Origin of the sequence: Homoserinimonas sp. OAct 916 (genome assembly GCF_003260275.1) — a bacterium.
Classification (GTDB): Bacteria; Actinomycetota; Actinomycetes; order Actinomycetales; family Microbacteriaceae; genus OACT-916.
On the sequence record NZ_QJHB01000001.1, the window covers coordinates 209,454 to 235,111 of the forward strand.

A 25,658-nucleotide genomic window follows, 5' to 3' on the forward strand; every position below is an offset into this window, starting at 1 on the left:
GATGGCGGCACTCTCGATGGCGGTCTCGGGCACACGGGTGCTGATCGCCAGCAGGTTGTTCACCCCGGAGGTGGGTGCTGCGGCGTTTCGGCTGCAGGCGCTGGCTGAGGGGTTGGTGGCTGCCGGGGCATCCGTTCGGGCGGTCACGACGGTGCCGCCGAAAGGTGCCCCGGCGCCCGGCCGCACGCCCGGGCTCACGGTGTCCAGGTTCCCGGTGCTGCGGGATGCCGGCGGCAACGTGCGCGGCTATGTGCAGTACCTCAGCTTCGACATCCCGCTGTTCGTCCGGCTTCTGTTCGCGCGGGCCGATGTGGTGGTCTCCGAACCACCCCCGACGACCGGCCTCGTGGTCGCCGTGACCAGTTGGCTCCGGAGGCGCCCGTACGTGTACTACGCCGCAGACATCTGGACCGAGGCGTTGGCCGCGACATCCGCCCCCGGCCTCGTGACCCGGTTGATGCATCGGGTCGAGGGGCACGTGCTGCGACGGGCGGCACACGTGCTCGCAATCTCTGACGGTGTGGCCGAGAAGGTGAGAAGGTTCGGGGTGGATCCCACCCGCGTCACGACGGTCGGCAACGGGGTCGACACCAGCATTTTCACGGTCGATGGGCCGACGGCCGAAGGGGCGCCTGCACGCCTGCGAGCGCGCACCGCGGAGGCCGACGACGACCGCACGCAAACCCGAGACGCTCCCAGCGCGACTGGGGTGGCCGCCGCCGGAGCGACCCCGCCGTACTTCGTCTACACCGGCACGATGAGCGAGTGGCAGGGAGCCGGAGTCTTCATCGAGGCATTGGCTGCGGTGCGCGAGACGTATCCGGATGCCCGACTGTACTTCTTCGGGCAGGGTTCGGCCGAGGATCAGTTGCGCGCCCTGGCGACGGCCCGGGTTCCCGGCGCCGTGGTCTTCGGCGGCGTCATCCCGCCGGCCGAGACCGCCACCTGGCTGCGGTCGGCAGCCGCCGCGCTGGTGAGCATCGTGCCGGGGCAGGGCTATGACTTCGCCAAACCGACGAAGATCTATGCGGCCGCCGCCTGTGGTGCGCCCGTTATCTTCGCGGGCACCGGTGCCTCCACCGAGATGGTGCGGCACGCACGACTGGGCTGGACGCCGGAGTACACGGCGTCTGCGGTGGCAGCGGCCATGCTGGAGGCTGTGGCAGCGCATCCATCACCATCGGCGAGCGCCACCGCCCGAGCCGCGTGGGTGGCCGAGAATGCGTCGCTTTCTGCGGCCGGCACCCGTGCCGCCGCCGCTGTGCTCGACGTCGCCCCCTGACACCGCCCGCCTTCGCACCTTCCCTTCCCCCCCCTCCCGCGAGAGGTGAGCAGATGGGGTTTTCACGCTCGAATAACCTCAACGACTGCCCTCTCGACACCGATTTGACGAGCCCAGCCCCACCGCTGGTGAGCGGGCCCAGCCGAGTTGTCCCCAGATGCGCGTCAACTGGACAGCGGGCATGGGTGAGGTGGGCACACTGGGCCGATGCGCACCCCGAGCCCGCTCCCGCCACGCTTTCGAGGGCGCGCCTTCCTTACGACCGAAGCCCAAGGCCACTTGACCCCGACCCGGATGCTCGCACGCGACATGCAACGAATCTCCCGCGGCGTGCGGGCCGTCGGTCTCGATCTGGGCACCGTCTATGGCCGGTGTCTGGGCTACCAGCCTCGAATGCAACCAGGCCAGGCGTTCAGCCACATCACGGCGGCGCAGCTCTACCGCATTCCGCTGCCCCCCTTTTTTTTGCAAAACGCCCCTGCAGTTCATGTAAGCGTCGACGGCGAGGCGCACCAGCTGCGTGTGGTCGGCGTCGTCGGGCATCGTCTGGACAAACTGGCCGACCGCGTGGCGACCTACCGGGGTTTCACCGTCGTCAACCCGGCAACCGCATGGATTCAGCTCGCACCGTTCCTCGCGCACTACGATCTGGTGGCCGCCGCAGACTTCCTGGTCTCCGGCCGGGTGACTGACCTCGGCCGCGAACCGGCGCTCGCCACTCCAGAACAGCTCTACGAAGGGGTCGCATCAGCTGCCGGCGCGCGTGGCGTACGAAAGCTGCGGGTGGCTTTCGAATTGGTTCGCGTCGGCGTCGATTCCCGCCCCGAGACGCGAGTGCGGCTGATCCTCGTGGATGCCGGCCTGCCGGAACCCCGGGTCAATATGCCCATCTACAGCGCGAGCGGTGAACGGCTGGGCAAGCCCGATCTCTCCTATCCCGAGCAGCGAGTGGTTTTCGAGTACGAAGGAGACGGCCACCGCGTTGACAAGTGGCAGTTTCGCCACGACATCTTTCGGCGGGAGCGCTTCGAGGCGCACGGCTGGCGCGTCATCCGGGTCACTGCAGACGATGTTTTCATCGACCCGCGGGCGTTCGTGTGTCGAGTCCGATTGGTTCTCGCGCAACAGCCGCACCGAGTGGGCAGTCGATGAGGGAATACGAGAGCTATTTGCCCAACTTCTGCACTCTCGGCAACACATTCACGAGGGGCGGTCAGGCGGGGCGCGGGGCTGTACTTGGCGGAGCGGCAGCGTTACGGGGGCGCCTCAAGACGGTGCGCAGCCCTATGAGGGCGTTGAACAGCCACTCCTGGTTGCGGTACTCCCGATAGCTCACCGGCTCTGCCGCCACGATGGCATCGAGCTCTGCCGCGGTCAGTCCCAATTTCTCGGCGATGAAGAGGTGGTCCTGCTCGCGCAACTCCTGGTCGTACGGGGGCAGACTCAATTCCTCGAGAGCCTCGACCCTGGTCATCTGGCCTGAATTGATCAGGGACGACAGGTGTGCCCGCCGCTTGTCGAAACCGAACTTCGTCGGCAAGTAGTAGCCCTGAAAGTACCGGGTGAACACCGACTCATGGTGTTTGCCACCGTAGTCCTGCCAGTCAAGCTCCGCCGTGATTGTCGCCTTGGCGTCGTCTTTCACGTATGGCATGTAGTTCAACATCTTCACGGTGCGGATCGCACGAACCCGGGAGTACCACACCTCGCGTTTGAAGATGCCCAGCGACGGATACGTGCGCAGCGGTGTGGTGCCAAAGCGGCGATGAATGTCCTTAAGGTGCACGGCGTCCGACGAATTGTAACCCCACGCCTTCGGCAGGATCGACTCGGTGGCCAGGTTGCTGCCAGAAAGAATGAACTTGATTCCGTGTTTGGCCGCCTGCCTGAACGCGATCGCCGGGAACGCGAAGTCGGTCGGGGTGTCACAATTGGCGACGGATGCCCTGAAGAACGCCAATTGCAGATCCTGCATCTCAGTCCAGTTCACCACATCCGTGACCAGGTCCAGTCCGAGTTTCTGAACAATGTTCTCAATGTTCTGGGTTGCCTGCGGCGAGTTCCATCCGGAGTCGAAATGCACGGCCAACGGACGCAACCCGAATTTCACGGCTTGCCGAATCAGGTAGGAACTGTCGACTCCTCCGCTGACCCCCACCACGCAGTCGTAAGGTTTCCCGCGACCAGAGTCCTTGATCGTGGCCACCAGGCGCGCGAGTTCGCCTGCACGGTCGCCACGGTTCGCCGACTCCACGACGGCGCGAGAACTGCTGTCGTAACGCTGGCAGTGAGAACACAGGCCCTTGTCGTCAAAGAAGATTCCCGGGTCGGAGGTGTCCATCACGCACCGCGTGCACAGTTGCAAGCCGTCAGCCGTCATGCGCCGAATCCACCGTTTCTTGACGTGCCGGTTGCCGCCCGCGGCCCCCGATCGGCGCTATTCTACGTGTCATTCGTGACGAAGCTCCAGAACTCATTCCGCGCGTTGAGGAACCTGCTGAAACGATCAGTCGACGCTTACGCCGAGCAGAGTGTCCACGACGCGGTCGGCGGCATGCCCGTCACCGTAAGGGGTGGCTTCGGTCGCCGGGGGCAATGGTCGATGCACCGCGTCGGCCAAGATCGAGAGATCGTCGGAGACCAATGTGTTCCAGCCGAGCTCGACAGTTTCGACCCATTCGGTCTCGGGCCTGATGGTCGTGCACGGCACCCGCAACAGAAATGCTTCCTTCTGCAAGCCACCCGAGTCGGTGATCACACCGCGACTCTGCATGACCGTCGCCACCAATTGCGGATAGGCCAGCGGAGCGATCGGCCGGATGCCACCCTGTTCCAGATCGATGCCGTGCTGGGCGGCCAACTGCACCAGCCGGGGGTGGGCGGCCAGGAGCACCGGGGCATCCAACGCCGCGAGCCCCTCGATGATCGCGGCGAGGCGCTCCGGCGAATCCGTGTTGTCAGGCCTGTGCAGGGTGCTCACGTAGTACTCCCCCACATGCACGCCGAGGGGCAGGTCGGGCTCGGTGCCAGCAACGCTGTCGCGCACCCGATGAAGCACATCGGTCATCACATCGCCGACCAGAACGCTGCGGTCGACCAAACCCTCGTGGGCGAGGTGGCCCATCGCCACCTCGGTGGGTGCGAGACAGAGATCGGCGGCGTGGTCGGTGAGTACGCGGTTGTGCTCTTCGGGCATCCGCCGGTTGAAGGAGCGCAGACCCGCCTCCAGATGCGCTACCGGGAAGTGTAGTTTCACCGCCGCGATCGCCGCGGCGAGGGTCGAGTTCGTGTCGCCGTACACGAGCACCCAATCGGGTGCAAAACGCTCGAACTCGGCCTCCAGGCCGGCGAGCATCGTCCCGGTCTGTTGCCCGTGTTTGCCGCTGCCGACCGCGAGGTTCACATCGGGAGCGGGGATGCCCAGGTCACGGAAGAACACGTCACTCATGAGTTCGTCGTAGTGTTGCCCGGTGTGCACGACGATGTGCTCGGCCCGGCCCGCCATTGCACGCGCAATCGGAGCGAGTTTGACGAATTGGGGGCGGGCGCCGACCACGCTGAGGATTCGCATTGAGGAGACCTTCTTGTCTGGGTTTCGAGCATATGGGCTGTCAACGTAGGGGCTGGGGAGAACTGCGTTGGGAAGATCTGTGCTGGTACGGGTGATCGCTGGCACGTCAGGCGGATGCCGGCCGCCGGCGTCCGAGCAGGCGTTCGATGATGCCGCGTTGCACTCGTTCGTCTTCGGCCGAGCTCAAGGCGGGAGCGGCCGCGTGAGAGGCTGCCTTGAACCGCTCGACATCATGAGTTGTGAGCGACGCGAGTGACCGAGTGAGTGAGTCAGTTTCAAAGTCGGGCAAGATCACTCCGAGCCCAAACTTCTCGATCAATGCGCTGGTCTCCACGGCCGGGCTGAAGACCATCCCCAGCCGCGATTGCACAAAGTCGAAGAACTTGTTGGGCAGCATGAGTCGGTGGTTCGTGGTCTGCGGGGGAAGGACGTAGATGCCCATGTCGAACGTGTTCAACGTTTTCGGCAATTCGGACGGTTTCACCGCCGGATGGAACGAGATGCGCTCCGACCCTGCTGCACGCGCTTTCAACTGCTGCAGGTAGCGACCGCCATCTCGTGCCTCGATGAGGTACAGATCGAGCGTGAATCGGGCGTCGAGCGCCAGTGTGGCGTCGATCAGCGCCTCCAGGTTGCGTCCGGGGACAGCGCCCCCGCTGTGCACCAAGCGGATCCGTCCCGGCTCGAGGGGGCTCGGCTCCAGGTTCTGCAGGGCGATCGCATTGCGCACCACCTCCACGTCACAGCCGAACTGTTCCCGGTACAACTCGGCGATGGAACCGTTGACCGTGGTGACAGCCGCGGTCAGTGGGAGGTAGCGGGCGCAGATGGAGCGCATGAACGGTGCCACCAGCAGCCGCCACGACAACACGTGGGTGCGCTCTTCCGGCGCCCACTCGTGCATGTCTCCCCAGATCGGAGCGCCGCCAGCCACCGTGTGCGCGAGCGGCAACGCGCGGGCCTCGTTCGCGACCACCAGGTCGAACTCGCGCCCGGCCAGCATCTCGAGTGCCGCCCGGTTGGCCGGCGCCGCCAGGTCTGCGGAGCGATGCATTCTCAGCGCGAGCCTGGTCACACCAGTCGCCGTCTGCGGCAGTGACGCCGGCGATCCGACCAGTTCGAGGTGTTCGGTCGCCCCCTCGGGTTTGGGCCCATAGCCGATCGTGGTCACCTCGCCGTAGTCGGCCAGCACCCGCAACTGTCGAAGCACCCGAGCATCTGCGACGTATTCCGAGAACGAGATCGAGAGGATGCGTGCCGGGCCGGTCATACTCTCAATGCTAGAGGTACCGGTCAGATCGGCCCGACAACGTGGCTGGGCGGGCAACCAGTCCTTGGTTACCCGCAGCTCTTCAGTGACGCGACGTCTTTCGACAGCGCCCCGGTGCCCCCGAGGAGCGTCACCCGCAACGCACCAGCAGCCTTGATGTCCGTCAGGATCCCCGCCGGCACACACTTCGGCTGCACCACATACAACGGCGCCTTACTCGCCCCCGCCAACGCAGCCCCGGCCAACGCATCCGGGAACTGATACCCGGTCGCGAAAAACACCCTGGCCGCCTTCGGGAACGCTTGCTTGTTGATCTTCTGGCTCGTCTCGAACCGGTCATTGCCGGCGAACCTGGTCGGCGAATACGCCTTCAACCCCGTCTCGATCCCTTTACTGAGCACCCCGGTGCCGCCGGCGATCAGCACCTTCGTCACCGCCAACTTCTTCAACAGGGCCGCCGTGCCCGTGTCCAACGACTTCGCCTTACCATTCACCAAAACCACGGGTGCCCCGATCGCCCCGGCCGCCGCCGACGCCGACAACGCATCCGGATAATCCATCCCCGTCGCCACATACGCCGTGCCGGATGACGGGAATGCGTCACCGATCAACTTGCGAGACGTGTCGAACCTGTCCGTGCCACCGATTCGTTTCACCGACGCTGCGGGCAGCAGTTTCTTCACGGCATCCATCACCTGGTTCGAGACCGCCCCCGTCCCGCCGACCACGACAACCTTCTGCGGCTTCAACCGTTTGATCTCCGCCGCAACCGGCCCCGGCAACGACTTCGGCATCGTCAACAGCAACGGGCCGCCCTTCTTCGTCGCCGCCGGCGCCGCCGACAACGCATCCGGATAATTGGTGCCCGTCGCCAGGTAGACCACCGGAGCCGTCCCAGCGAACCCCGCCTTGGAGATCTCCACCGCCGTCACATACCGATCATCACCCGAAATCCGATCCACTTTCGCCGGGCCCATCCCCTTCAAAGTGATGGATACCGTCGCCGTATCCGCGGCCAGATCCACCTGTGACGCCGTCACCATGAGGCCGCCTCCCCGACTGGTCAGACTCTTCCCCTCCGCCAGGAAGATGTCCCGCCACCCCTCACCGTCGATGTCTATCGCCCTGAGCGCCGCCGTCGAATTGTCCCAACGGCGCTTCACGATCCGCACGCCAACGCCGAGCCCATCGATGGCTCCGAGTTCTTGAGCCCATTCGATGTTGGGCTGGGTATAGAGCGCGTCCTTATCGACGCCGCTCCCGGAACGGAACTCAACGTAGTAGGTCTCCAGGTTTTTCGGATCCTTGACCTTCAACGCCCGCAGTCCGCTCGTCACGGTAGCCGCGTTGATCGTATAGGTCTTCGTCGACGCGGCCACTCCGGCCTCCTGTGCAACCGGCTCGAGCTCCCCCGTGTTGTACAGCCCGAGCCTCTCGCGGTCGGGAGCGTTCAGCGCGGTCAGGGTGTTGTTGCTCGTGGGCACCCCGTTGTAGGTCAGCACCATGCCCCCCGACATGAAGTCGAAATAGTCTGCATAGGTGACGTCCGTGCAGTCGTCTGAAAAGGTGTACGTCGCTGCCGTGTACTTGCCTTCGACGACTGCGGCATCGGGACAGTGGTGCGCGTTGGAGTGATCGAGACTTGTGTTGTGACCGAACTCATGCCCTATGGTTTGCAGGTCAGTGTCCGCGCCGAGCCCGGCCCAGATTACCCCGCCCGAGTGGAGACCTGCACTCAGTGTTCCCAGACCGTTTCCGCCGCCGCACTGGTTCGGGCTGAGCACCACGAGATGCTCTGCACCTGTGCCCCTCTCATAGTCGAACTGGGCTCGCCCGAACTTGGCCGCGGCCTCAGTCCAGAGCGTGAAAGCATCGCAGCCGCCTTGGGCAATCGTCTTCGACGAGCTGTAGTTCTTGAAGGAGCGGACAGTGATAGTCGGCAGGCCACCTCGTGACTCAATCTTCCAGAAAGCACTCATCTTGGCGACGAGCCCACTGACCTGCGCCTTACTGATGAACGTGCTGGTTCCTGAGTCTTTTGGCGCCACGACGGCGATGTCGAGAATATGCGCCTTACTGGGCTGCACCGCATACGTCGCCGTTCGGATCTCTGCCGCTGCGATCTCCAACGGAAGATCCTGCTCGACGACCGCCTCGACGACCTGCGTTCCTGCTTCACTGTCCAGGCGCACCGGATCGTCTGCCGAACCCTCGACGAGTGCAGCCTGTCCCGAGTCCACAGCATCGACGACCGCCTTGGGCAACGCGAGCGTGCCGGCGAATTCACTCCCCGACCGAACCGAGGTGGGAACATCTCCGACAACGTCAAACCTCTCACCCGATTCTGTGACCAGAAGATACTTCCGGCCGCCGTCGACAGGGTCGGATGCTGCGCCGCCACCGTCACTCGAAACGATTCGCGGCCCTGCATCCACGATGTAGACCATGAGGGTGCCCTCGACCATCAGTTTGGGCTCCGCTTCGAGACTCGCGTCGTCGATCTCGACGTTCTCCGACTGGTCGGATGCTCCGGATGAGGGGTCATCCGCAGCCCCGGTCTCACCGACGTTGTCGAACAGTGGGGCGGAATCCGTGACGAGCGTGGATTCCGGGACGGCGTCGCTGGCAACAGCAGCGCCAGTGTCGTCCTCCGCCATTGCGGCGGGCAGGGCAATTGTGCTCATCACGAGCGCCAGCATCGCCGCCCCGGAAACAATCAGGTGCCGTGATCGTGGGTCGGGAAATGGGCGAAATCCATCCTTGGGCATGGTGACTCCTCGGGTATCACTGCAGTGCCACTGAAGAAAACGGTTGCCCATTCTTAGCGGATTATTGTGAAACACCGCGACCCCCCGTTCGTGGGGCAGACAATCGAGAGGCTTCATGCAGTATCACGCGGTTCCTTCAGTCAATTGCCGGGGTTCAGCCATCCACCTCGGGTACCCTGAACTGATCACATGACGCCGCCACCGTTCCCGGTGGGCACACCCCATGGCATGAGGGCCACCCCACACAGATGAGAACCAGACCCATGACGCGAGCGGATGCCGCCCCAGGCGCCGCCCGGCAGGCTGCGCGGTGAGCTGGCTCGACGTCGTTCCGACCTTCCTCATCGCGCTCACTCTCGTGGTTCTGCCCGGGGTACCGGTGGCCTGGGCGCTCGGGGCCCGAGGGGTCACTTTCGTCGGGATCAGCATCGGTGGCTCGGTCACCGCCACGGCGGTTGCGGCCATCATCGCCCCCTGGCTGAATCTGCCGTGGCAGGCCTGGCTGCCGTTCCTCGTATCACTCCCGGTGGCCGCAACCGGGTTCGGGTTGCGCCGATGGTGGCGCAGACGATTCGTGCCCCCTGAGCCGGCGCTCGTTCGCGACCGCTGGCCGCTGCTGGTCACAGCGCTCGGGGCCGTCGCCATCCCCGCGGTGCTGATCGGGGGCGTGCTGGTGCGCTGGATGGTCTTGCCCGAACACCCGACCCAGACCTACGACGGAGTGTTCCACCTGAACGCCGTGCGCCTGATACTCGACACGGGCAACGCCTCATCGCTGACGCTCGGCCTCACGTCGGCGGAGGGCAGCTTCTACCCGGCCGCGTGGCACGGCATCACCGCCCTCGTCGTGCAGTTGACCGGTGTGCCGATCGTGGTCGCCGCGAACGTGATGACTTTCGTCATCTCCTGTGTGATCTGGCCCGGCGCGAGCATCTTCGTGGCCCGCCAACTATTCGGTGCGCAGAAGTTGCCGATCCTCATCACCGGGATTCTCGCCGCAGCCTTCGTGTCGTTCCCGCTCTACCTCTCCGCCTACGGTGTGCTCTATCCCTACCTGCTGGCGGTGGCACTCGCTCCGATCCTGCTCGGCCTGCTGGTGTCGGCACTCGGCATGGCCCGGGGTGTCGGCATGGAGACTCCGGGGCGCTGGCTGGCGCTCGCCTGGGTGGTGCCCGGAGCGACTCTGGCGCACCCCTCTATCCTGTTCGCACTGATCGCACTGTCTCTGCCACTGTCGGTACAGGCACTGGTGCGTCATCTCGGCAGGGTTCGCGCCGAGGGACGGATGCGCACTGTCGGCATCGCCACGATCTTCGGCTTCACCGCCGCGTATGCCGGAGGCGCCCTGATCTGGTTGAACACGGCAACCTCAGACAACTCGTGGCTGCCCCACCTCACGGTGATCAAGGCCGCCGGGGAGGCGGTGCTGAACGTGCCCCTGGTACGGCCCGCGGCTTTCGCGGTGAGCGCGCTCATGCTGCTCGGCATCGTTGTCGCGCTCGTTGTGGAGCGCCACCGCTGGATGGTGTTCTCCTGGCTGATCCTGGTCTTTCTCTACGTGATGGTCGCCGCCTGGCCACCCGGTGTCCTCCGCAACGCCTTCACCGGGATCTGGTACAACAACACCCAACGACTGGCCGGGCTGATCCCGATCATGGCCCTGCCGCTGGCCGTGCTCGGAACGACTGCGCTCATCCGATGGGCGCAACGGCGCGTCCGAACCGCGCGCACACCTGGCCTGGATCGCGAGGTCGCGGGCCGCCCATTGCGCGCCTGGGCCGCCGTCGCGATCACCGCCCTGGCCGCCGGCATCCTGATCCCCGCCACACAGACCGGCGCTGTTCCCGCGGTGGAACACAAGATGGCCGCGCAGTACCGGTTCTCTGAGAAGTCGCACGTGCTCAGCCCTGACGAGGTGGCCATCTTCGAGATCGTCGCCCGCGAGACGCCACCCGATGCGGTGATCGCCGGCAACCCGTGGAACGGCAGCGCCCTGGTCTACGCCTACACCGGTCGCCCCGCCCTCTTCCCCCACCTCAGCGGCGAATGGAGCGACGAGCAGTGGTTGCTGGCGGAAGGCTTGACGTCGGCGACCGCCGAGGTCTGCGAGGCCGTCCACAGTTACGGGATCACCCACGTGCTCGACTTCGGGGGCAGGAAGCTGTTCAAGAACGACCCACGCGCCGAGAAGTTTCCGGGCTTCAGTTCGTTGAAGAAGTCGGATGCGGTCACCCTGGTCGCCGAGCAGGGCAAGGCGAAACTGTACCGGGTGACCGCGTGCGGCCTGGGCACATCGGGGAGTGACGAATGAGTTGGTTCGCGGCGGTCCCCGCATTTCTCACCGCCGTGACGCTGGTCGTCCTTCCCGGTGTGCCGATCGCGTGGGCTGTGGGGGCACGTGGGATCTCGTTCGTCGCGCTGAGCATCGCCGCTTCGGTCTCTTCGTCTGTCGTGGCCGGAGTGATCGGGCCACTGGTCGGATTCTCCTGGCAGGTGGCCGCACCGTTCACCGTTTCGATTCCGGTGGCCGTGGTCGGGTTCGGGCTGCGCCGCTTTTGGCTGCGCGCCTACCCGGCAGATGACCGGGCAACCCGGCGCACCGATTGGGGCCCGCTGTTCCTGGTCGCGCTGGTCGCCGCCGGAATCGGCGCTGTGCTCATCGCCATTCCGCTGAAGGCCGGCATCGGCATGCCCGACTGGCCTTCTCAGACATACGACGCCATCTTCCACCTGAACGCGGTACAGCAGGTTCTGAACACCGGCAACGCGTCCACTCTCGCGCTGAATCTCAGCACACCCGCGTCAGCCGTGGCCTTCTATCCCGCCGCGTGGCATGGCTTGACCGCTCTCGTGGTGCAGCTCACGGGCGCCCCGATCGTCGTTGCCGCCAACACGATGTCGTTTGTCATCGCGTGTGTGATCTGGCCGGTGTCCAGCGTGTATCTGGCCCGGCAACTGTTCGGGCCGAGCCGACTCGCCCTGCTGATCACCGGGGTGTTGGCTGCCGCGTTTGCCGCGTTTCCGTTGCTGCTGGTGCAGTACGGCGTCCTCTACCCCTATCTGCTGGCGATTGCTCTCTCCCCGATCGCGATCGGGCTTCTGCTGTCTGCACTCGGCAAGGCGAACGCCCCCGACCTCGAGCCTCCCGCCCGCTGGATCCTGTTCACCTGGACGTTGATCGGAATCGGAGCTGCGCACCCCGAAGCCATCTTCGGATTGATGGTGATCGCCGCGCCTCTCGTCGTGCAGGCCGTGGTGGAGTATCTGCGTCGGCTGCACGCCCAGGATCGTCTGGCGCTACGAGGCACGGTCGCGGTTGCCCTCACCCTTCTGGTGACGGCGGCCTGCATCTACGCGTGGCGCACCAACGGCACCACCGACAGCCGCTGGAAGCCGAACCAGACCATCGCGCAGGCGATCGGCGAGGCGATCATGAACGGGACGGTCGAGCGGCCGGCCTCCTTCGTTGTGAGCGCCCTGATGGTCATCGGCATGTTTGTCGCGTTGAGGACCCGCCGCCACCTGTGGCTCGTGTTCGCGTGGGCGCTGATCACGTTCCTCTACGTCGTGGCATCGGCGGGGCCACTCGGTGAGACCCGCACCGCTCTCGTGGGTCTCTGGTTCAACGACATGAGGCGCTTCGCAGCACTGCTCCCGCTGATAGCGCTCCCGTTGGCCGCGCTCGGCGGTCTCACCGTGATTCGTTGGCTCCAAGGCGCGTTGGAGAACGCTGGCCCCCGGTTCGTGTCGCTCACCCAGCCACGAAACCGCAGCATCGCGGCCACCACCATCGCCGCGCTGGTGCTGGTGCTGTTGGTCCCCTCCACTCAGGATGCACCCATTCGTGCTGCGGTGAAGGAGCTCAAGGTCAAGTACACGCTCAGCGACGAATCGGTGGTGGTCTCCCCCGATGAGATAGCCGTCTTCGCCGATGCGGCCCGGTTGACCCCGCCAGACGCGGTGATCGCCGGCAACCCGTGGAACGGAAGCGGGCTGGCCTACGCCTACGCCAACCGAAAGGTCTTGTTCCCCCATGTCTCCGGAACCTGGAGTGCCGAACGTTGGGAGATCGCCGACGACTTGAACACGGTGACCCCCGTCACACCGTCGCAGGCACCCATCTGCCAGGCACTTCGTGACGAGGGCGTCGGCTACGTTCTAGACTTTGGCACGAGGATGCTGCATCCGCATGATGAACGCACGACCCTGTATCCGGGTTTCGACGACATCGCCGCGTCGGATGCCGTCACCCTCGTAGCCCGCCACGGTGACGCCGCGCTCTATCAGATCACCGCCTGCGGTCTGAAGCCGTAAGAACATTCCGCCAATCGCCCACGACAATCCGCAAAGGTCGCACCCCCATGAAGATCGCCGTCATCGCCCTCGGGAAGATCGGCCTGCCGCTGGCCGTGCAGTTCGCAGACAAAGGACATGAGGTCGTCGGCGTCGATGTGAACCAGCACACGGTCGACCAGGTGAATGCCGGCACGGAGCCGTTCCCCGGCGAGGCCCACCTGCAGGAGAAGCTGTCGGCCCTGGTGCCGGCCGGGCGGCTGCGGGCAACCACCGACTACGCGGATGCCATTCCCGGAGCCGATGCGGTGGTGCTGGTGGTGCCGCTGTTCGTCGACCAGGAGGCTCAACCCGACTTCGGCTGGATGGATGCCGCCACACGGTCGCTGGCCGAACACCTGACCGCCGACACTCTCGTCGCCTACGAGACGACCCTGCCGGTCGGCACCACGCGCACACGATGGAAGCCTCTGATCGAGGAGGTCTCCGGCCTGGCCGAGGGGAAGGATTTCCATCTGGTCTTCTCACCCGAGCGTGTGCTGACCGGACGCGTTTTCGAAGATCTGCGCAAGTACCCGAAACTTGTCGGCGGCCTGTCAGAAGCCGGTGCCGCCCGGGCGGTGGAGTTCTACAACGCAGTTCTCGACTTCGACGATCGGCCCGACCTGGCTCGCGGAAACGGGGTGTGGGATCTCGGCTCGGCGGAGGCATCCGAACTCGCCAAACTCGCCGAGACCACCTACCGGGATGTGAACATCGGACTCGCGAACCAGTTCGCCCGCTATGCGGCCAGCGCTGGAATCGACATCTACCAGGTGATCGAGGCCTCCAACTCGCAGCCCTACAGCCACATCCACCAGCCGGGAATCGCGGTCGGCGGGCATTGCATTCCGGTCTACCCCAGGCTGTACCTGTGGAACGACCCGGCCGCGACCGTGGTGCGGGCTGCCCGCGAGGCGAACGCGGGTATGCCCGACTACACGGTCGGCCTGCTCGAGGGAGCCCACGGCACCCTCGACGGGCAGAGGGTGGTCGTGCTCGGCGCCGCATACCGGGGCGGGGTGAAGGAAACGGCCTTCTCCGGGGTGTTCCAGGCGGTCACCGCCCTCGAATCCCGCGGCGCGATCGTCAGCGTGCACGATCCGCTCTACTCAGATGACGAACTGGGCCGGCTCGGGTTCACCCCCTACCATCTGGGCGAACCGGTCGACGCTGCGGTGGTGCAGGCCGACCACGTCGAGTACCGCCGCCTCACATCGGCCGACCTGCCGGGCATCCGCACTCTCGTCGACGGCCGCAGGGTGACCGACCCCGCGGCCTGGCCCGGCGTCACCCACCGGGTCATCGGCCGGTCATATTCGTGAGAATCGCGCTCACCGAGAGCAGGTTGGTCCTTCCGCCGACCTACTTCACCCTGAGCCACGCGGAGCGGCTCAAGGCCGAGCACGAGTTCAGCATGTTCACCATGATCGCCCGCATCGACGACCCTCGTGTGAGCGTGCCGGTGCAGCAATCGGTGCCGCACGAGCGCTGGCCGTTCAGCCGCATGTCCTTTCGTCAGCGGGAGCTGCTCATGCCCGCATTCATGCCGCGGCTCACCCGGCAGATCGTGCGGTACACGCCCGACGTGATCCACCTGCATTTCGCGACGTGGTCTCTGGCCGCGGTCAAAGCCGCGCGATCAAGCGGCACCCCGCTGATCACCACCGTGCACGGCGCCGATGTGGCGGCGGCCCTCCGCACCCCCCACACCGCAATGGAGCGATGGCACCAGCGCAATGTGGCCGCTGCCCGAACGGCAAGCACCCGCGTCTTGGCGGTGAGCGAGTACCTCGCCGGCCGTGCGGTGCGCGCCGGATTCGACCCGTCTCGGCTCGAGGTACATTATTTGGGGGTGGATGCCGACTACTTCACCCCAGCCGCGCCCGGGGCAGAAGCACACAGTTGCGCAGATTCTGAACTGCCGCTGGTCTTGTTCGTCGGCGCCCTGAGCGTGCTGAAAGGGGCGCGCGACCTGGTGCGGGCATCCGTCGGCCTCGTCGACACGGTGCCCCATCGGCTGGTTCTGGTCGGGGAGGGGCCTCTTGAGAAAGAACTGCGGTCGAGCACGGAAGATCAACCACACGTGTCGTTCACCGGTTCGATCGACCGCGAGGCGGTGCGCGAGTTGATGCGCACAGCGACGGTCTTCGTGCTGCCGACCCAGGAGACCCGCGGCCAACGGGAGTCGGCCGGGCTCGTTCTTCTTGAGGCGCAGGCCTGCGGAACCCCGGTCGTCGCCTATGACAGTGGGGGCACCACGGAGATGTTCCGCAAAGACGTGACCGGTGTTGCTGTTCCGGAGAAAGACACTGCCGCGCTGCAGTTTGCCATCGGCCAGGTTCTGGCCATGCCGACAACGGAATACATCGCGATGCGAACGGCCGCGCGCGAATTCGTGCTGACGGAACGCAGCCTTGCGCTCAGCTGCACCCAACTGGTCGACCACTACCGCGACGTGCTGGGCTGAAGCCCGAAGACAGCACGACCGAAGATCAGCAGCGACCCAGCTTCGCCACCGTTCCGGAAAGCGCCCCGGTGCCTCCCAGCAGGGTGACCTTTTTCGACCCTGAGGAGTGGATGTCCTTCAGGATTCCGTCCGGCACGCACTTCGGCATGACCACGTAGAGCGGCGCCTTGGTCTTGCCGGCCAGTGCCGCCCCGGCAAGCGCGTCGGGGAACTGCATCCCCGTGGCCAGGAACGTGCGCTCCGCCTTCGGGAAGGCGTGCTTGTTGATCTTCTGGCTGGTGTCGAAACGATCCGTTCCGGCGAACCGCGTCACCGTGTAACTCGTGAGCGACGCCTCGAAGGTCGAGTTGACCGCGCCGGTGCCGCCCGCGATGAAGACACTCTTCGGCTTCACCTTCTTCAGCAGCGCCGCCGTCGCGGAGTCGAGCTTCTTGCCCGTGCGCCCGTCAACGAGGATGACCGGGGCCTTCTTCGCCCCACCGGCCGCCGATGCCGACAAGGCGTCCGGATAGTTGAACCCGGTCGCCAGATAGGCAGCAGACGCCGACGGGAATGCTTCACTGCTCACCTTGCGCGACGTGTCGAACCGGTCTTTGCCGGCGATCCGCTTCACCGTGGCCAATTTCTTCAACTCGTTCTCGACGGCCTTCGAAACAGCGCCTGTACCGCCGACCACGACGATCTGCGATGGTTTCAGGCGCTTGATCTCCGCTTTCACCACGGCGGGAAGCGTCTTGGTCATCGTCAGGAGCAGTGGCGCACCCTTTGCTGCGGCAGCCGGGGCCGCCGAAAGTGCATCCGGGTAGTCCTGGCCGGTCGCTACGTAGACGACTTTGGCGGTCGTGAAGCCGTACTTGGAGATATTCGCGGCGGTGGCATAGCGGTCGTCGCCCTGGATCCGGTCGATCGAGGTGACGCTGCTGCCAAAACCCTTCAGCGTGATCTCGACGGTGGCCTTGCCGCTCGCAATGGAGGCGACCTTGACGTTCACTCCACCACCCCGCCCGGAGAGGCTCTCCCCCGCGATCATGGCGATCGCGCGGGGTTCGTCGGCAGCAGGCTCCGGGGCTCTCAGCACCGCGCTGGTGCCGTCGATCGCCTTCGAAGTAGCGTCTTCGTCGACGTCGGTGCGTACTTTCAAGACTCGCACTCCGGTGCCGAGCCAGCTGGCGTAAGGCCGAGGCATCCACAGTGGTTCATCGATGGTGTAGAAGGCATTCTTGTCCAGCCCTGTGCCACCGCGGTATTCGACGTAGTACTTCTCACCGGTCTTCGGGTCGGTGATGCGGATGCCGCGCAGACCCTCGGTCGCCGAGGCCGGTTCCAGTGTGACCTTCACCTTCCCAACAGCGCCGGTCTTGGGGAGGGTGACCGACTTGAGTTCGCCTGCGCGGTAGAAGCCCAGGCGGGCCTTGTGGGTCGCGTTCAACGCGTTCGCCGTGTCGGCGTCGTTGACACCGCTGAAACCCATGACGTCATAGAGATCCATGTAGCTGTAGTCGTCACAGTCGCTGGAGAACGTGTTCGTCTTCGAGTTGTACGCCCCATCGACGACCTTGCCCCCCACACAGTTGTGCACATTTGAGTGGTTCAGGCTGAGATTGTGCCCGAACTCGTGGGTAGTCAACTCGTTGTTCGCACCGCCCTGAGCGGCAACCCAGAGCACGCCGCCGCTGGTCGACTCGGACCCGATTGAGGCCAGCCCGGAGAAGTCGACCACGTCCTCGCAATAGGTGGGGCTGAACACCGCAAGGTGCCGTGAGCTGGTCTGCGCCAAGTAGTACTCGGGAGTGTTGTACTTGCCGAACTTCTTCAGCGCCTCGTTCCAGAGGAAGCCATCTGGACTGCACCCGCCAGAATACGTGCCGCGTTCAGACGTGTAGGTCTTGACCGTGCCGACGGCGATGCTCGAAATGCTTCCGTTCGACTGCCCGTTCCAGTAGGTGCTGAGCTTGCCGAACAGCGTCTTCGCCCCAGCTGCGGTGAGAATCTGCCCTGTGGCCTCGCCAGCGGGAGTGACGATAGCCACGTCGACAGTGTGTTTCTTAACGGCATTTGCAGCAGCAACCCCGGCTTCGAATCTGGCCGAGGCCAGCGGAAATTCCGACTCCAGACCAGACGACGCCTCGAACACGGCAGCGCTTGTCTCCGAGTCGAGAACGACCGACTTCTGGGCGGATTGGCCAACCGCGTCCTGCTGCTCCGTCGAAAGCTCCCCAAGAACCGCAGCAGGGACGGTGACAGTTCCGGTCACGTGGCTGCCGGTCTGTATAACAGGGTCGATGTCGCCGGTGACCCGCACGGTTTCACCGGTCGTGGTGAACACCAGATACAGAAAGTCGGAATCTGGTTGCTCGCCCGGCTGGCCAAAAGTCGCCGGGTCGAACCGCGGGGCTTCGACGGGAATCACAGCGAAGGTGCCATCGATGCGCAACAGGGCCTCCCCTTCACCGACTGTGGATTCGAGTTCGATCACAGCCGGCTGCTCCGACTGCTCGCCCTCGTCAGCAGGATCGGCGTCCTCTACTTCAAGACTCACATCGGAGTCGATTCCCGCCTCGACCGATTCGGCGAGTTCTGGACCTTCCGCGAATGCGGCGGGCGCCGAGACCGCGCCCGCCAGCACCGCGAAGATCGCGGCGGCCGACACAGACAGTCTTCGAAAACGGCAGACGGAGTCAGTGCGATCGGTCAGAGCCATTCTGGGGATTCCTCTACATTGAGCAACGGCACTGCCGCGGTGTGTGAAGTTAAGTGAACCTCAATTATTAGCAGGAAGCCCCGACAGAGTACAGTTCACCCTCCCACCCAAAAGGCGGGCCATCTGCCCCTGAGCACCCAGTTGGAGTTCACCCGGAGGCGGCGGTGCATTCCGTTGGAACGTCAGCAGGTGTTGAGCCGGCTGACGTCTGCCGTGAGTACACCCGGGCCTCCGAGCAGTGAAACGCGTGTCGCGCTCGACACGGTGATGTCGAAGAGAACCTGGGGAGCCAGGCAGTTCTTGGCCACGACGTACACGGGGGCGTTCTGCGCCCCGGCCAGGGCCGCTCCGGTGAGGGCATCGGGGAACTGGCTTGCCGAGGCCACGTAGGCGCGTGCGGTCGTCGGGAACGCGGCCTTGTTGATCAGCCGGCTCGTTTCGTACCTGTCGGCGCCGGCCCGACGAGCGGGATTGAACGCTTTCAGTGAAGTCTGGATGCCCGAAGTCACCACTCCGGTGCCCCCGGCGATGATCGTGCGGGTCACCCCAAGCTTTGTGAGCAACGCCTTGGTGGGCGCATCAATGGCATTCTTGCGGCCGTCCACGAGCATCACCGGCGCCTTGATCGCACCCGCTGCGGCCGATGCCGAAAGCGCATCTGGGAAGTCCATCCCCGTCGCCAGATAGGCGGTCTCGGCCGACGGGAAGGCGTTGGAGATGACCTTGCGGGCAGTGTCGAACCGGTCGGTCCCGCCCAGTCGCTTCGTTGGTGCGATCGTTTTGAGCACGTCCATCACCGAGTTGGAAACCGCAGAGGTTCCACCCACGACGACAATACTCTTGGGCTGGAGGCGTTTGATCTCGTTCTTGACCACGTCGGGCAGGCGGTTGGGGATGGTCAGAAGCAGAGGACCGCCCTGCTTGGCGGCCGCCGGGGCTGCGGCCAGGGCGTCCGGATAGTCGTTCCCCGTGGTCACGTAGACCACGTTGGCGGTCTTCGGGTAGCCGGACTTGGAGATCGCCACTGCGGTCCAGTAGCGGTCATCGCCGGAGATCCGGTCGGTCTTGAGGGCAGCACGCATGACCACCTTCGGTTGCGTGGTCGACGACCAGCTGATGGTGCCCTTCTCGAACTCGGATCGAATCTGCCCGCCCGCGGCGGTGATCGGTTCAGCCAGCGGAAAGCCGAGCTTGCCGCCCGGTCCCCCAGCATCGGCATAGGCAGACAGCGCGACTTTCGGTACGCTGACCGCGCCGGTCGCACTTGACCAGAAGATTGCGCCGCTCTCGAAGACCTGACTGTACCCGCCCGGTTCCGGTTGCATGCCCGCCGCGGGATAGCCGAGCGTGCCGCCCGCACCGCCCAGAGCCGCATAGAGCGAGTAGATCCCGCCGGAGGAGTGTTGGGTGCCTCGTGCTGAACTCCAGAAGATCGCACCATTCTGGAACTTCTGGCTGTAGCCGCCCTTGCCGTCATTCACCATGTCACCGACCGGGTAGCCGAGCGTGCCGGTGGGGCCACCGAGCCCGATGTAGCTATGGCCGATCGCACCGGAGGTTCGGTAGGCGCCGGTCTTCTGGTGCCAGTAGGCCCAACCGCGCTGGAACTCCTGCCCGATGCCGCCGTTGGAGTACTTGACGGGCACGTTTGTCGCGTAGCCGAGCAACCCGGTGGAACCGCCGGTGGAATCCCAGAGTGCCTTCAGCTTGGCATCGGCCGCGTACCCCTGCGTCGAGCCGAACCAGTCGACGAAGTAGTTGAAGAAGTTGCGGTTGCCATAGGCCGAGCATCCGTTGCCCAACCCATAGCCGGCGTTCAGCGCCGCGGCATTCGGCGTGTACGGGGTATAGGTGTAGAGGCTGCTGGTGGCCTCGTTCTGGATCCTGACCGCCTTGGTGCCGCAGGAGGCATCAGGGTGGTAGCGCACGTTCACGGTCTTGCCGGGAGCGTACTGGCGGAAGGTGGAGTACCATTCCGTGCCGGGGCCGGTACCTTTCGGCATGGTGTAGCGCTGGAAGGCCCACGTGCCGGTGTAGACCTGGTTGAAGAATCCGTAGTAGTTGATGTCGCAGTCGGCGGTGTCGGGGCATCCGTAGCCCATCGCCGAGCGGTACATGCGGGCGCTCGGCCAATCATCGGTGATGAATCCCTGCTCCTTCTGGAGCGTGACCAGGATGACCTGGGGGTTCACGTTGCAGGCCTTGGCCACTTTGTAGATGATGGTGGCCGCCGACTCGTTCTTGGCGCCGGTGTAGCCGGCGCACATCGGGTCTTTCGGCCGGTTCGGTGTGTCCTGCTTGTAATCGATGAGGCAGGTGTATCCGGTGCGACAGGTCGAGACCTTCGACTTCAAGAACGCCTGGATCTGTGCGACGGTCATGGTGCTCGGATTGAAGAACACGGTGTCGCTGATGATGTTGCCCGGATCGAACTTCGAGAGGTCGGCAGCTTCAGCAGAGGGCGGCGTGGTGACGGTGGCTTCGACAGCGACCAGACCGGCAGCCAGCATGCCGACGGCGGCGACGGCAGCCAGAAATCGGCGCATACCTCGACGCATCGTTCACCTCCGTCCCGAAAATCATTTGGCGAACACTGATGTGGCGAACACTGATGTGGCGAACTCGCACATCGAGCCATCGTACAGTGCCACATTTGCTGGGGACGCTTACTCGCCGCGTGTCCGAAGATCAGACCCGGTTGCGCTCCCCGTGTGCAGGGGGCACGTCAAATCCGCGGGTTGAGGAAATAGCGTGCAGGCAGGTCGTCCGTTCGAGACGGTCGCTGCGCGAGACCCTCCGCCAATGTAGAGATCGCTCTTCAGCCTGCGAAAACGTGGGCCGACCAGGCCGAGCGGATGATCTCGGGCAGGTCGTATTTCGACGTCCAGCCGAGTTCGTCGGCTATCAGTTTCACGTCGGCAATGAGTTGGGCCGGGTCGCCGGGTCGCCGGTCGACGACGATCGGCGTGAGTTCCTTTTCGCTGGCCACACCGATCTCACGGATGACGTCGGCCACGCTGGCGCCGCTCCCCGTGCCCACGTTGAAGATCGAATGCGGCCGATCGTCACGGTCGAGATAGTCGAGGGCCGCAATGTGCGCCTCGGCAAGGTCGAGCACGTGCACGTAGTCACGGATGCAGGTGCCGTCGGGCGTGGGATAGTCGTCGCCGAAGATCAGTGGTTCGGCCCCGGCATCCATCTTCTCGAACACCATCGTTACAAGGTTGAGGGCTGCCGGGTCGCCCAGATCGTCCCAGCCCGCGCCGGCCACGTTGAAGTAGCGCAGGTTGGCACCGCGCAATCCCCACGCGGTGGCGGCGTCTGCCACCAGCCATTCGCCAACAAGTTTGGTCTCTCCGTACGGGTTGATCGGTTGCGGCAATTGTCTCTCATCTACCTGCTCCAGCGCAGGGATTCCGTACACGGCCGCCGACGAGGAGACCACCATGCGATCGACGCCGGTCTCCTCCATCGCCTCGAGCAAGTTGGCCAGGCCGCCCACGTTCTGCTGAAAGTACCGGGCCGGCTTCGACACCGACTCGCCGACCTGTTTCTTGGCGGCAAAGTTGATCACTGCCGTGACCTCGTGTTCGCGCATCACCGCAGCGAGCGGTTTGCGCGACGAATCCGCGGCGATATCCAACTGAACCAGCGGTGCATCCCCGATTCGGGACGCGTCACCGGTGGTGAGGTCGTCGACGACCACCACGTTCCGACCCTGTTGCGCCAGAAGTCGAACAACGTGCGCACCGATGTACCCGGCACCGCCGGCAACCAAAACTGTCATGCGTCAAGAGTACGGGGCAGTTGGCGTTCAGATGCTCCCAAGCGGCCTCCAGCTAACATGGAGCAATGCGCACCGCACTCATCGGCCACACGGGCTTCGTCGGCTCCAACATCGCCGCGAACCAGCCGTTCGACGACCTCTACAACTCGTCGAACCTGCAGGAGATCGCCGGTCGCGAATACGACCTTGTGGTGAGCGCGGCCGGCCGAGCCGACTCGTTCCGCATCAACGAGAATGGGGCCGCCGACCTCGCCGAACTCGACGCGCTTGCCGGGCTCGTCGAACAGGCGTCGATCACGAAGATGGTGCTGATCTCCACCGTCTGCGTGTACGAGGCATCCGACCGCTCCGATGAAGACACCCCGCTCGGCACCGAGAACCTTCCGCCGTATGGTGCGAACCGGTTGCACCTGGAACAGCGGTTTCAGCGGGCCTTCGACACCACGATCATCCGGCTCCCCCAACTCTTCGGCCCCGGGCTCAAGAAGGGCGTCATCTACGACCTGGCCCACAACTACCGGGTGGAGCACATCAGACCCCAGGGCCGGTTCCAGTACTACGACCTGACCCGACTGTGGAGTGACATCACAATCGCGCTGGATGCCGGCCTCACCTCGCTCAACATCGCCACGCCCCCGCTGACCAGCGAGACGGTCGCGAGCCAGTGTTTCGGCATCGACCTGAGCGGCCAGGTACCCGGGGAACCCCAGTCACGGTTCGCGCAGATGTATACGCGTAACATGGTCACCAAACACGCCGACCTGTTCGGGCAGACCCACGACTACCTCATGACCGAGGAGCAGGAGCTCGAGGCCATCCGCGACTTCGTCGCAACCCTCGAACTGCCCACCTGATCCAATCCGGCAGGTAGCATGCCCCACGATTTTCAGCCGAATTGGAGACTGAGCACATGTACGAATCACAACGCGTCTCAGCCATTGTGACCTGCGCGGGCAAGGGTGTTCGTTTCGGCGGCAACAAACTGCTCGAGACGCTGCGCGGCATGACCGTGATCGAGAAGACGGTGCGTCAGTTCGTGCTCCCGGAAATCGACGAAATCATCGTCACCATCGACCCCGACTTCGAGGGCGAATACCGCAGGATCCTGATCGAGGATGCGGGCCTGCCCGTGACGCTCGTGCACGGGGCCGAGGAGCGGCACCTGTCGGCGATGAAGGGTTTGGCCGCGACATCCGGCGACCTCATCCTGGTGCACGACGGTGTGCGGCCGTTCGTCACCGCCGAACTCATCCACGCCGCCCTCGCCGCCGGCGCCGAGCACGGTGCCGCCATGCTCGGCCTGCCGAGCACGGTGCAGGTGAAGCAGGTGTCGGATGACGAGTTCATCACCGGCTCACTTGATCGCGCCCACAGTTGGCTCGGCCAGACACCGCAGGTGTTTCGGCGTGACCTGCTCGACCGTGCCTATCAGGGCGCACTCGCCGACGAGTACCAGCGGGTGAGCGACGACGCCGACCTTGTTGCCGAATACACCGGTCACCCGGTCAAGATCGTTCTCGGAAACGACAACAACATCAAGATCACCACGCCGATGGATATCTTCGTGGCCGGCAAAATCGCTGACCGGGTCGCGCGCGCGGAGGCCTAGGGCCGAGTCACAGCTTCAGTCGGCTCGTGGAACGTCAACGTGCCGTCGGTTGAGACGGTGGCCAGGAACTTGGCGGCAACTGTGCGACCGCCGAAGGTCAGCGTCACCGGATGGGTTCCCCGATTCGCGCGTACGACACCTTCCAACCGCGCCTGTCCGTCTGCTCCTACGACGGCGACCCGCGAGTGCCACCGATCGCCCACCCTCAACCGGCCCGGAATGCGCGTCTCGCCGGTCACGGCGACACCGTCCAGGGGAATGGATACCTCGAAGCGGGAGCCCCACCTGGGCTTGATCTGCGCGTCGGCCAGGCGCGGCCGAGACGAGTTGACGACGTTGCGCACGTTCTGCCCGAGGTCGAGGGTGAGCATTCCGTGTTTGCTGGTGTAGACGATGGCGACACGGCCGTTGATCAGCGCCACGTCGGCGTCGCGCTGAGCGCGAAGGCCACGTTGGTTCACCGTTCCGAACAGGTTGTTGCGCGCGTTGAACTCCCAGACCACATCCTCGAGCGGCTTGCCGAAAATGGCTGTGTCGATATCGAGGGTCGCGTGCGCATCGACGGTTACTTCCGTCGCCCCGTTCTGCGCCTTCAGCACCACCTCGCATGTGCTGGGCACCATCCAGGTGACTCGCTCCACCCTTGACCTCAGGCCGATCGTCGAGCTGGCCCGCATCACCTCGTCGGTCACATCGACCATGTGAGCCGGTAGTCCCTCCTCAACCGCTGCGGGCAGGTCACGCAGAATTCGGCCACCGTGCTCGACCAGGCTCGGCCGGCGGTCGCCGCGCGTGTGCCACCTGGCAGTCGACCAGATGTGCAACTTGCCATCACGCCATTCGACGTCAGTGGTGTGGCTGAGCCCGGTGAGACCCGCGTCGACTTCGACCAGGTGCCTCAGCGACTCGTGTTCGCGGTTGCGAAGCAAATGGGCGCGGGCACGGAGCGTCATCGGGAGTTTCGCGTCGAACTCCTCGGGGATCAACTCGTCGATGATTGCCTCAGCATGCTCGAGAACCTCCTCCCGGGCGTCGTCGTCAACGTCGAAGAAGCCGGGCCCGACCTTCGTCAAGACCTTGTTGAGGTACTGCGAGTGCAACAGTTGGTCTCGCTGCTTGCCGTCGAGATTCTCGGCCACGTACTCCAGGAGCCAGCGCATGTTGCGCCAGTACTCGGTGGGATCGGTGGCGAATGTCGACGAGTTGTTCTCATCCGTCTGCACCCAGTGATAGAACGGGGTGTCCGCCAGGGTACTGATCACCCGGGCGTGACGCTGCGCATCCACGTTGAAGTAGATGTCCTCCCAGAGCACGCGGCGCCCTTCGGGGAACCGAATCTCGTGCTCATTGAGGAACGCCCGACGGTAGAGCTTGTGCGGATTCATCGGGGTCAGAGGGAGAGCGCGGTCGGTGTCGAGCACATTGTCGATATTGCCCGGATAGGCACCGATCGCCCACTTCGGATGATCGGTTCGTGCCTCTTTGCCGTTCAAGACGTCGGCCTTGTTTCGCTTCGCGAATTCGTAGCCGGCTCGGAGGGCATCCGGGTACAACTCGTCATCGTGATCCATGAAGAGCACGTATTCGCCGCGGGCCGATTCGATGCCGATATTGCGTGGGCGGCTCGGCCAGCCAGAATTCTCGATGCGCTGGATGCTCACATTCGAGTGCTCGGCGCGAACGTGCTGCAATCGCTCCCAGGTGTCGTCCGGCGATCCGTCGTCGATGAAGATGACCTCGAACTCGTCGGCTGGCAGCGTTTGATTGCGCAACGATTGCACTACCCGAAGCAGTCCCTCACCGGATCGGTAGGTGGGAACGATGACACTTACTTTGATCACTACAGCCCGTTCTCGAGAGTCATTCGG

General features: G+C 64.6%; 16 protein-coding genes. 8 read left to right on the plus strand and 8 right to left on the minus strand.

Annotated features, from left to right (window positions below; genetic code table 11):
- The first annotated feature begins 1 nt into the window (after position 1).
- Both DL891_RS00915 and DL891_RS00920 read left to right on the plus strand, forming a co-directional pair.
- Positions 2-1,282 carry a glycosyltransferase family 4 protein gene (locus DL891_RS00915; RefSeq protein ID WP_232818936.1) on the plus strand — a complete coding sequence of 427 codons (1,281 nt, stop codon included), beginning with the start codon at positions 2-4 and terminating at the stop codon, positions 1,280-1,282.
- A gap of 207 nt (positions 1,283-1,489) precedes the next feature.
- Positions 1,490-2,434, plus strand: a complete 945-nt coding sequence (locus DL891_RS00920; RefSeq protein WP_157962340.1) for a hypothetical protein — start codon at positions 1,490-1,492, stop codon at positions 2,432-2,434.
- Between the two features lie 61 nt (positions 2,435-2,495).
- On the opposite strand, the gene DL891_RS00925 is transcribed toward DL891_RS00920, so the two are convergent.
- The 4 genes from DL891_RS00925 to DL891_RS00940 form a co-directional block, all read right to left on the minus strand.
- Entirely contained in the window at positions 2,496-3,662 is a 1,167-nt protein-coding gene (locus DL891_RS00925) for an N-acetyl sugar amidotransferase (protein ID WP_111718536.1), read from the minus strand.
- A gap of 126 nt (positions 3,663-3,788) precedes the next feature.
- Positions 3,789-4,853 carry a non-hydrolyzing UDP-N-acetylglucosamine 2-epimerase gene (gene wecB / locus DL891_RS00930; protein ID WP_111718537.1) on the minus strand — a complete coding sequence of 355 codons (1,065 nt, stop codon included), beginning with the start codon at positions 4,851-4,853 and terminating at the stop codon, positions 3,789-3,791.
- Between the two features lie 106 nt (positions 4,854-4,959).
- Positions 4,960-6,123: a hypothetical protein gene (locus DL891_RS00935; protein ID WP_111718538.1), complete on the minus strand. Its 1,164-nt coding sequence runs from the start codon at positions 6,121-6,123 to the stop codon at positions 4,960-4,962.
- Positions 6,124-6,191: 68 nt separating this feature from the next.
- On the minus strand, positions 6,192-8,891 hold the full coding sequence (locus DL891_RS00940; protein ID WP_198668715.1) for a cell wall-binding repeat-containing protein: 2,700 nt from the start codon (positions 8,889-8,891) through the stop codon (positions 6,192-6,194).
- Positions 8,892-9,201: 310 nt separating this feature from the next.
- On the opposite strand from DL891_RS00940, the gene DL891_RS00945 reads away from it, so the two are divergent.
- From DL891_RS00945 to DL891_RS00960, 4 genes are read left to right on the plus strand one after another with little or no spacing between them, the layout of a single operon-like run.
- Positions 9,202-11,202 carry a DUF6541 family protein gene (locus tag DL891_RS00945; RefSeq protein ID WP_111718540.1) on the plus strand — a complete coding sequence of 667 codons (2,001 nt, stop codon included), beginning with the start codon at positions 9,202-9,204 and terminating at the stop codon, positions 11,200-11,202.
- Positions 11,199-13,205, plus strand: coding sequence for a DUF6541 family protein (locus DL891_RS00950; protein ID WP_111718541.1), 2,007 nt, complete (start codon positions 11,199-11,201; stop codon positions 13,203-13,205). The genes DL891_RS00945 and DL891_RS00950 overlap by 4 nt, the downstream gene beginning before the upstream one ends.
- Before the next feature lie 47 nt (positions 13,206-13,252).
- Positions 13,253-14,548, plus strand: coding sequence for a nucleotide sugar dehydrogenase (locus tag DL891_RS00955; RefSeq protein WP_111718542.1), 1,296 nt, complete (start codon positions 13,253-13,255; stop codon positions 14,546-14,548).
- Positions 14,545-15,693 (plus strand): glycosyltransferase, encoded by a 1,149-nt coding sequence (locus tag DL891_RS00960; protein ID WP_111718543.1) that lies wholly within the window; start codon positions 14,545-14,547, stop codon positions 15,691-15,693. Before DL891_RS00955 ends, DL891_RS00960 begins: the two co-directional genes overlap by 4 nt.
- Before the next feature lie 25 nt (positions 15,694-15,718).
- Here DL891_RS00960 and DL891_RS00965 read toward each other — a convergent pair whose 3' ends face one another.
- The 3 genes from DL891_RS00965 to galE all read right to left on the minus strand — a co-directional run bounded on the left by DL891_RS00965 (position 15,719) and on the right by galE (position 22,181).
- Positions 15,719-18,394: a cell wall-binding repeat-containing protein gene (locus tag DL891_RS00965; RefSeq protein ID WP_111718544.1), complete on the minus strand. Its 2,676-nt coding sequence runs from the start codon at positions 18,392-18,394 to the stop codon at positions 15,719-15,721.
- A gap of 182 nt (positions 18,395-18,576) precedes the next feature.
- Positions 18,577-20,940 (minus strand): cell wall-binding repeat-containing protein, encoded by a 2,364-nt coding sequence (locus DL891_RS00970; RefSeq protein ID WP_111718545.1) that lies wholly within the window; start codon positions 20,938-20,940, stop codon positions 18,577-18,579.
- Between the two features lie 272 nt (positions 20,941-21,212).
- Entirely contained in the window at positions 21,213-22,181 is a 969-nt protein-coding gene (gene galE, locus DL891_RS00975) for a UDP-glucose 4-epimerase GalE (RefSeq protein WP_111718546.1), read from the minus strand.
- A gap of 65 nt (positions 22,182-22,246) precedes the next feature.
- Between galE and DL891_RS00980 the strand changes: the two genes are divergently transcribed.
- Together DL891_RS00980 and DL891_RS00985 are read left to right on the plus strand one after the other, a co-directional pair.
- Positions 22,247-23,035, plus strand: coding sequence for an NAD-dependent epimerase/dehydratase family protein (locus DL891_RS00980; protein WP_111718547.1), 789 nt, complete (start codon positions 22,247-22,249; stop codon positions 23,033-23,035).
- A 56-nt stretch (positions 23,036-23,091) separates the two neighbouring features.
- The gene (locus tag DL891_RS00985; protein WP_111718548.1) at positions 23,092-23,790 is read left to right on the plus strand and encodes a 2-C-methyl-D-erythritol 4-phosphate cytidylyltransferase; all 699 of its coding nucleotides are present in this window, start codon (positions 23,092-23,094) and stop codon (positions 23,788-23,790) included.
- Here the strand turns inward: DL891_RS00985 and DL891_RS00990 are convergent.
- A complete protein-coding gene (locus DL891_RS00990) occupies positions 23,787-25,631 on the minus strand; it encodes a glycosyltransferase family 2 protein (RefSeq protein WP_157962341.1) in 1,845 nt (614 codons plus the stop codon). The genes DL891_RS00985 and DL891_RS00990 overlap by 4 nt on opposite strands.
- Between the last annotated feature and the right edge of the window lie 27 nt (positions 25,632-25,658).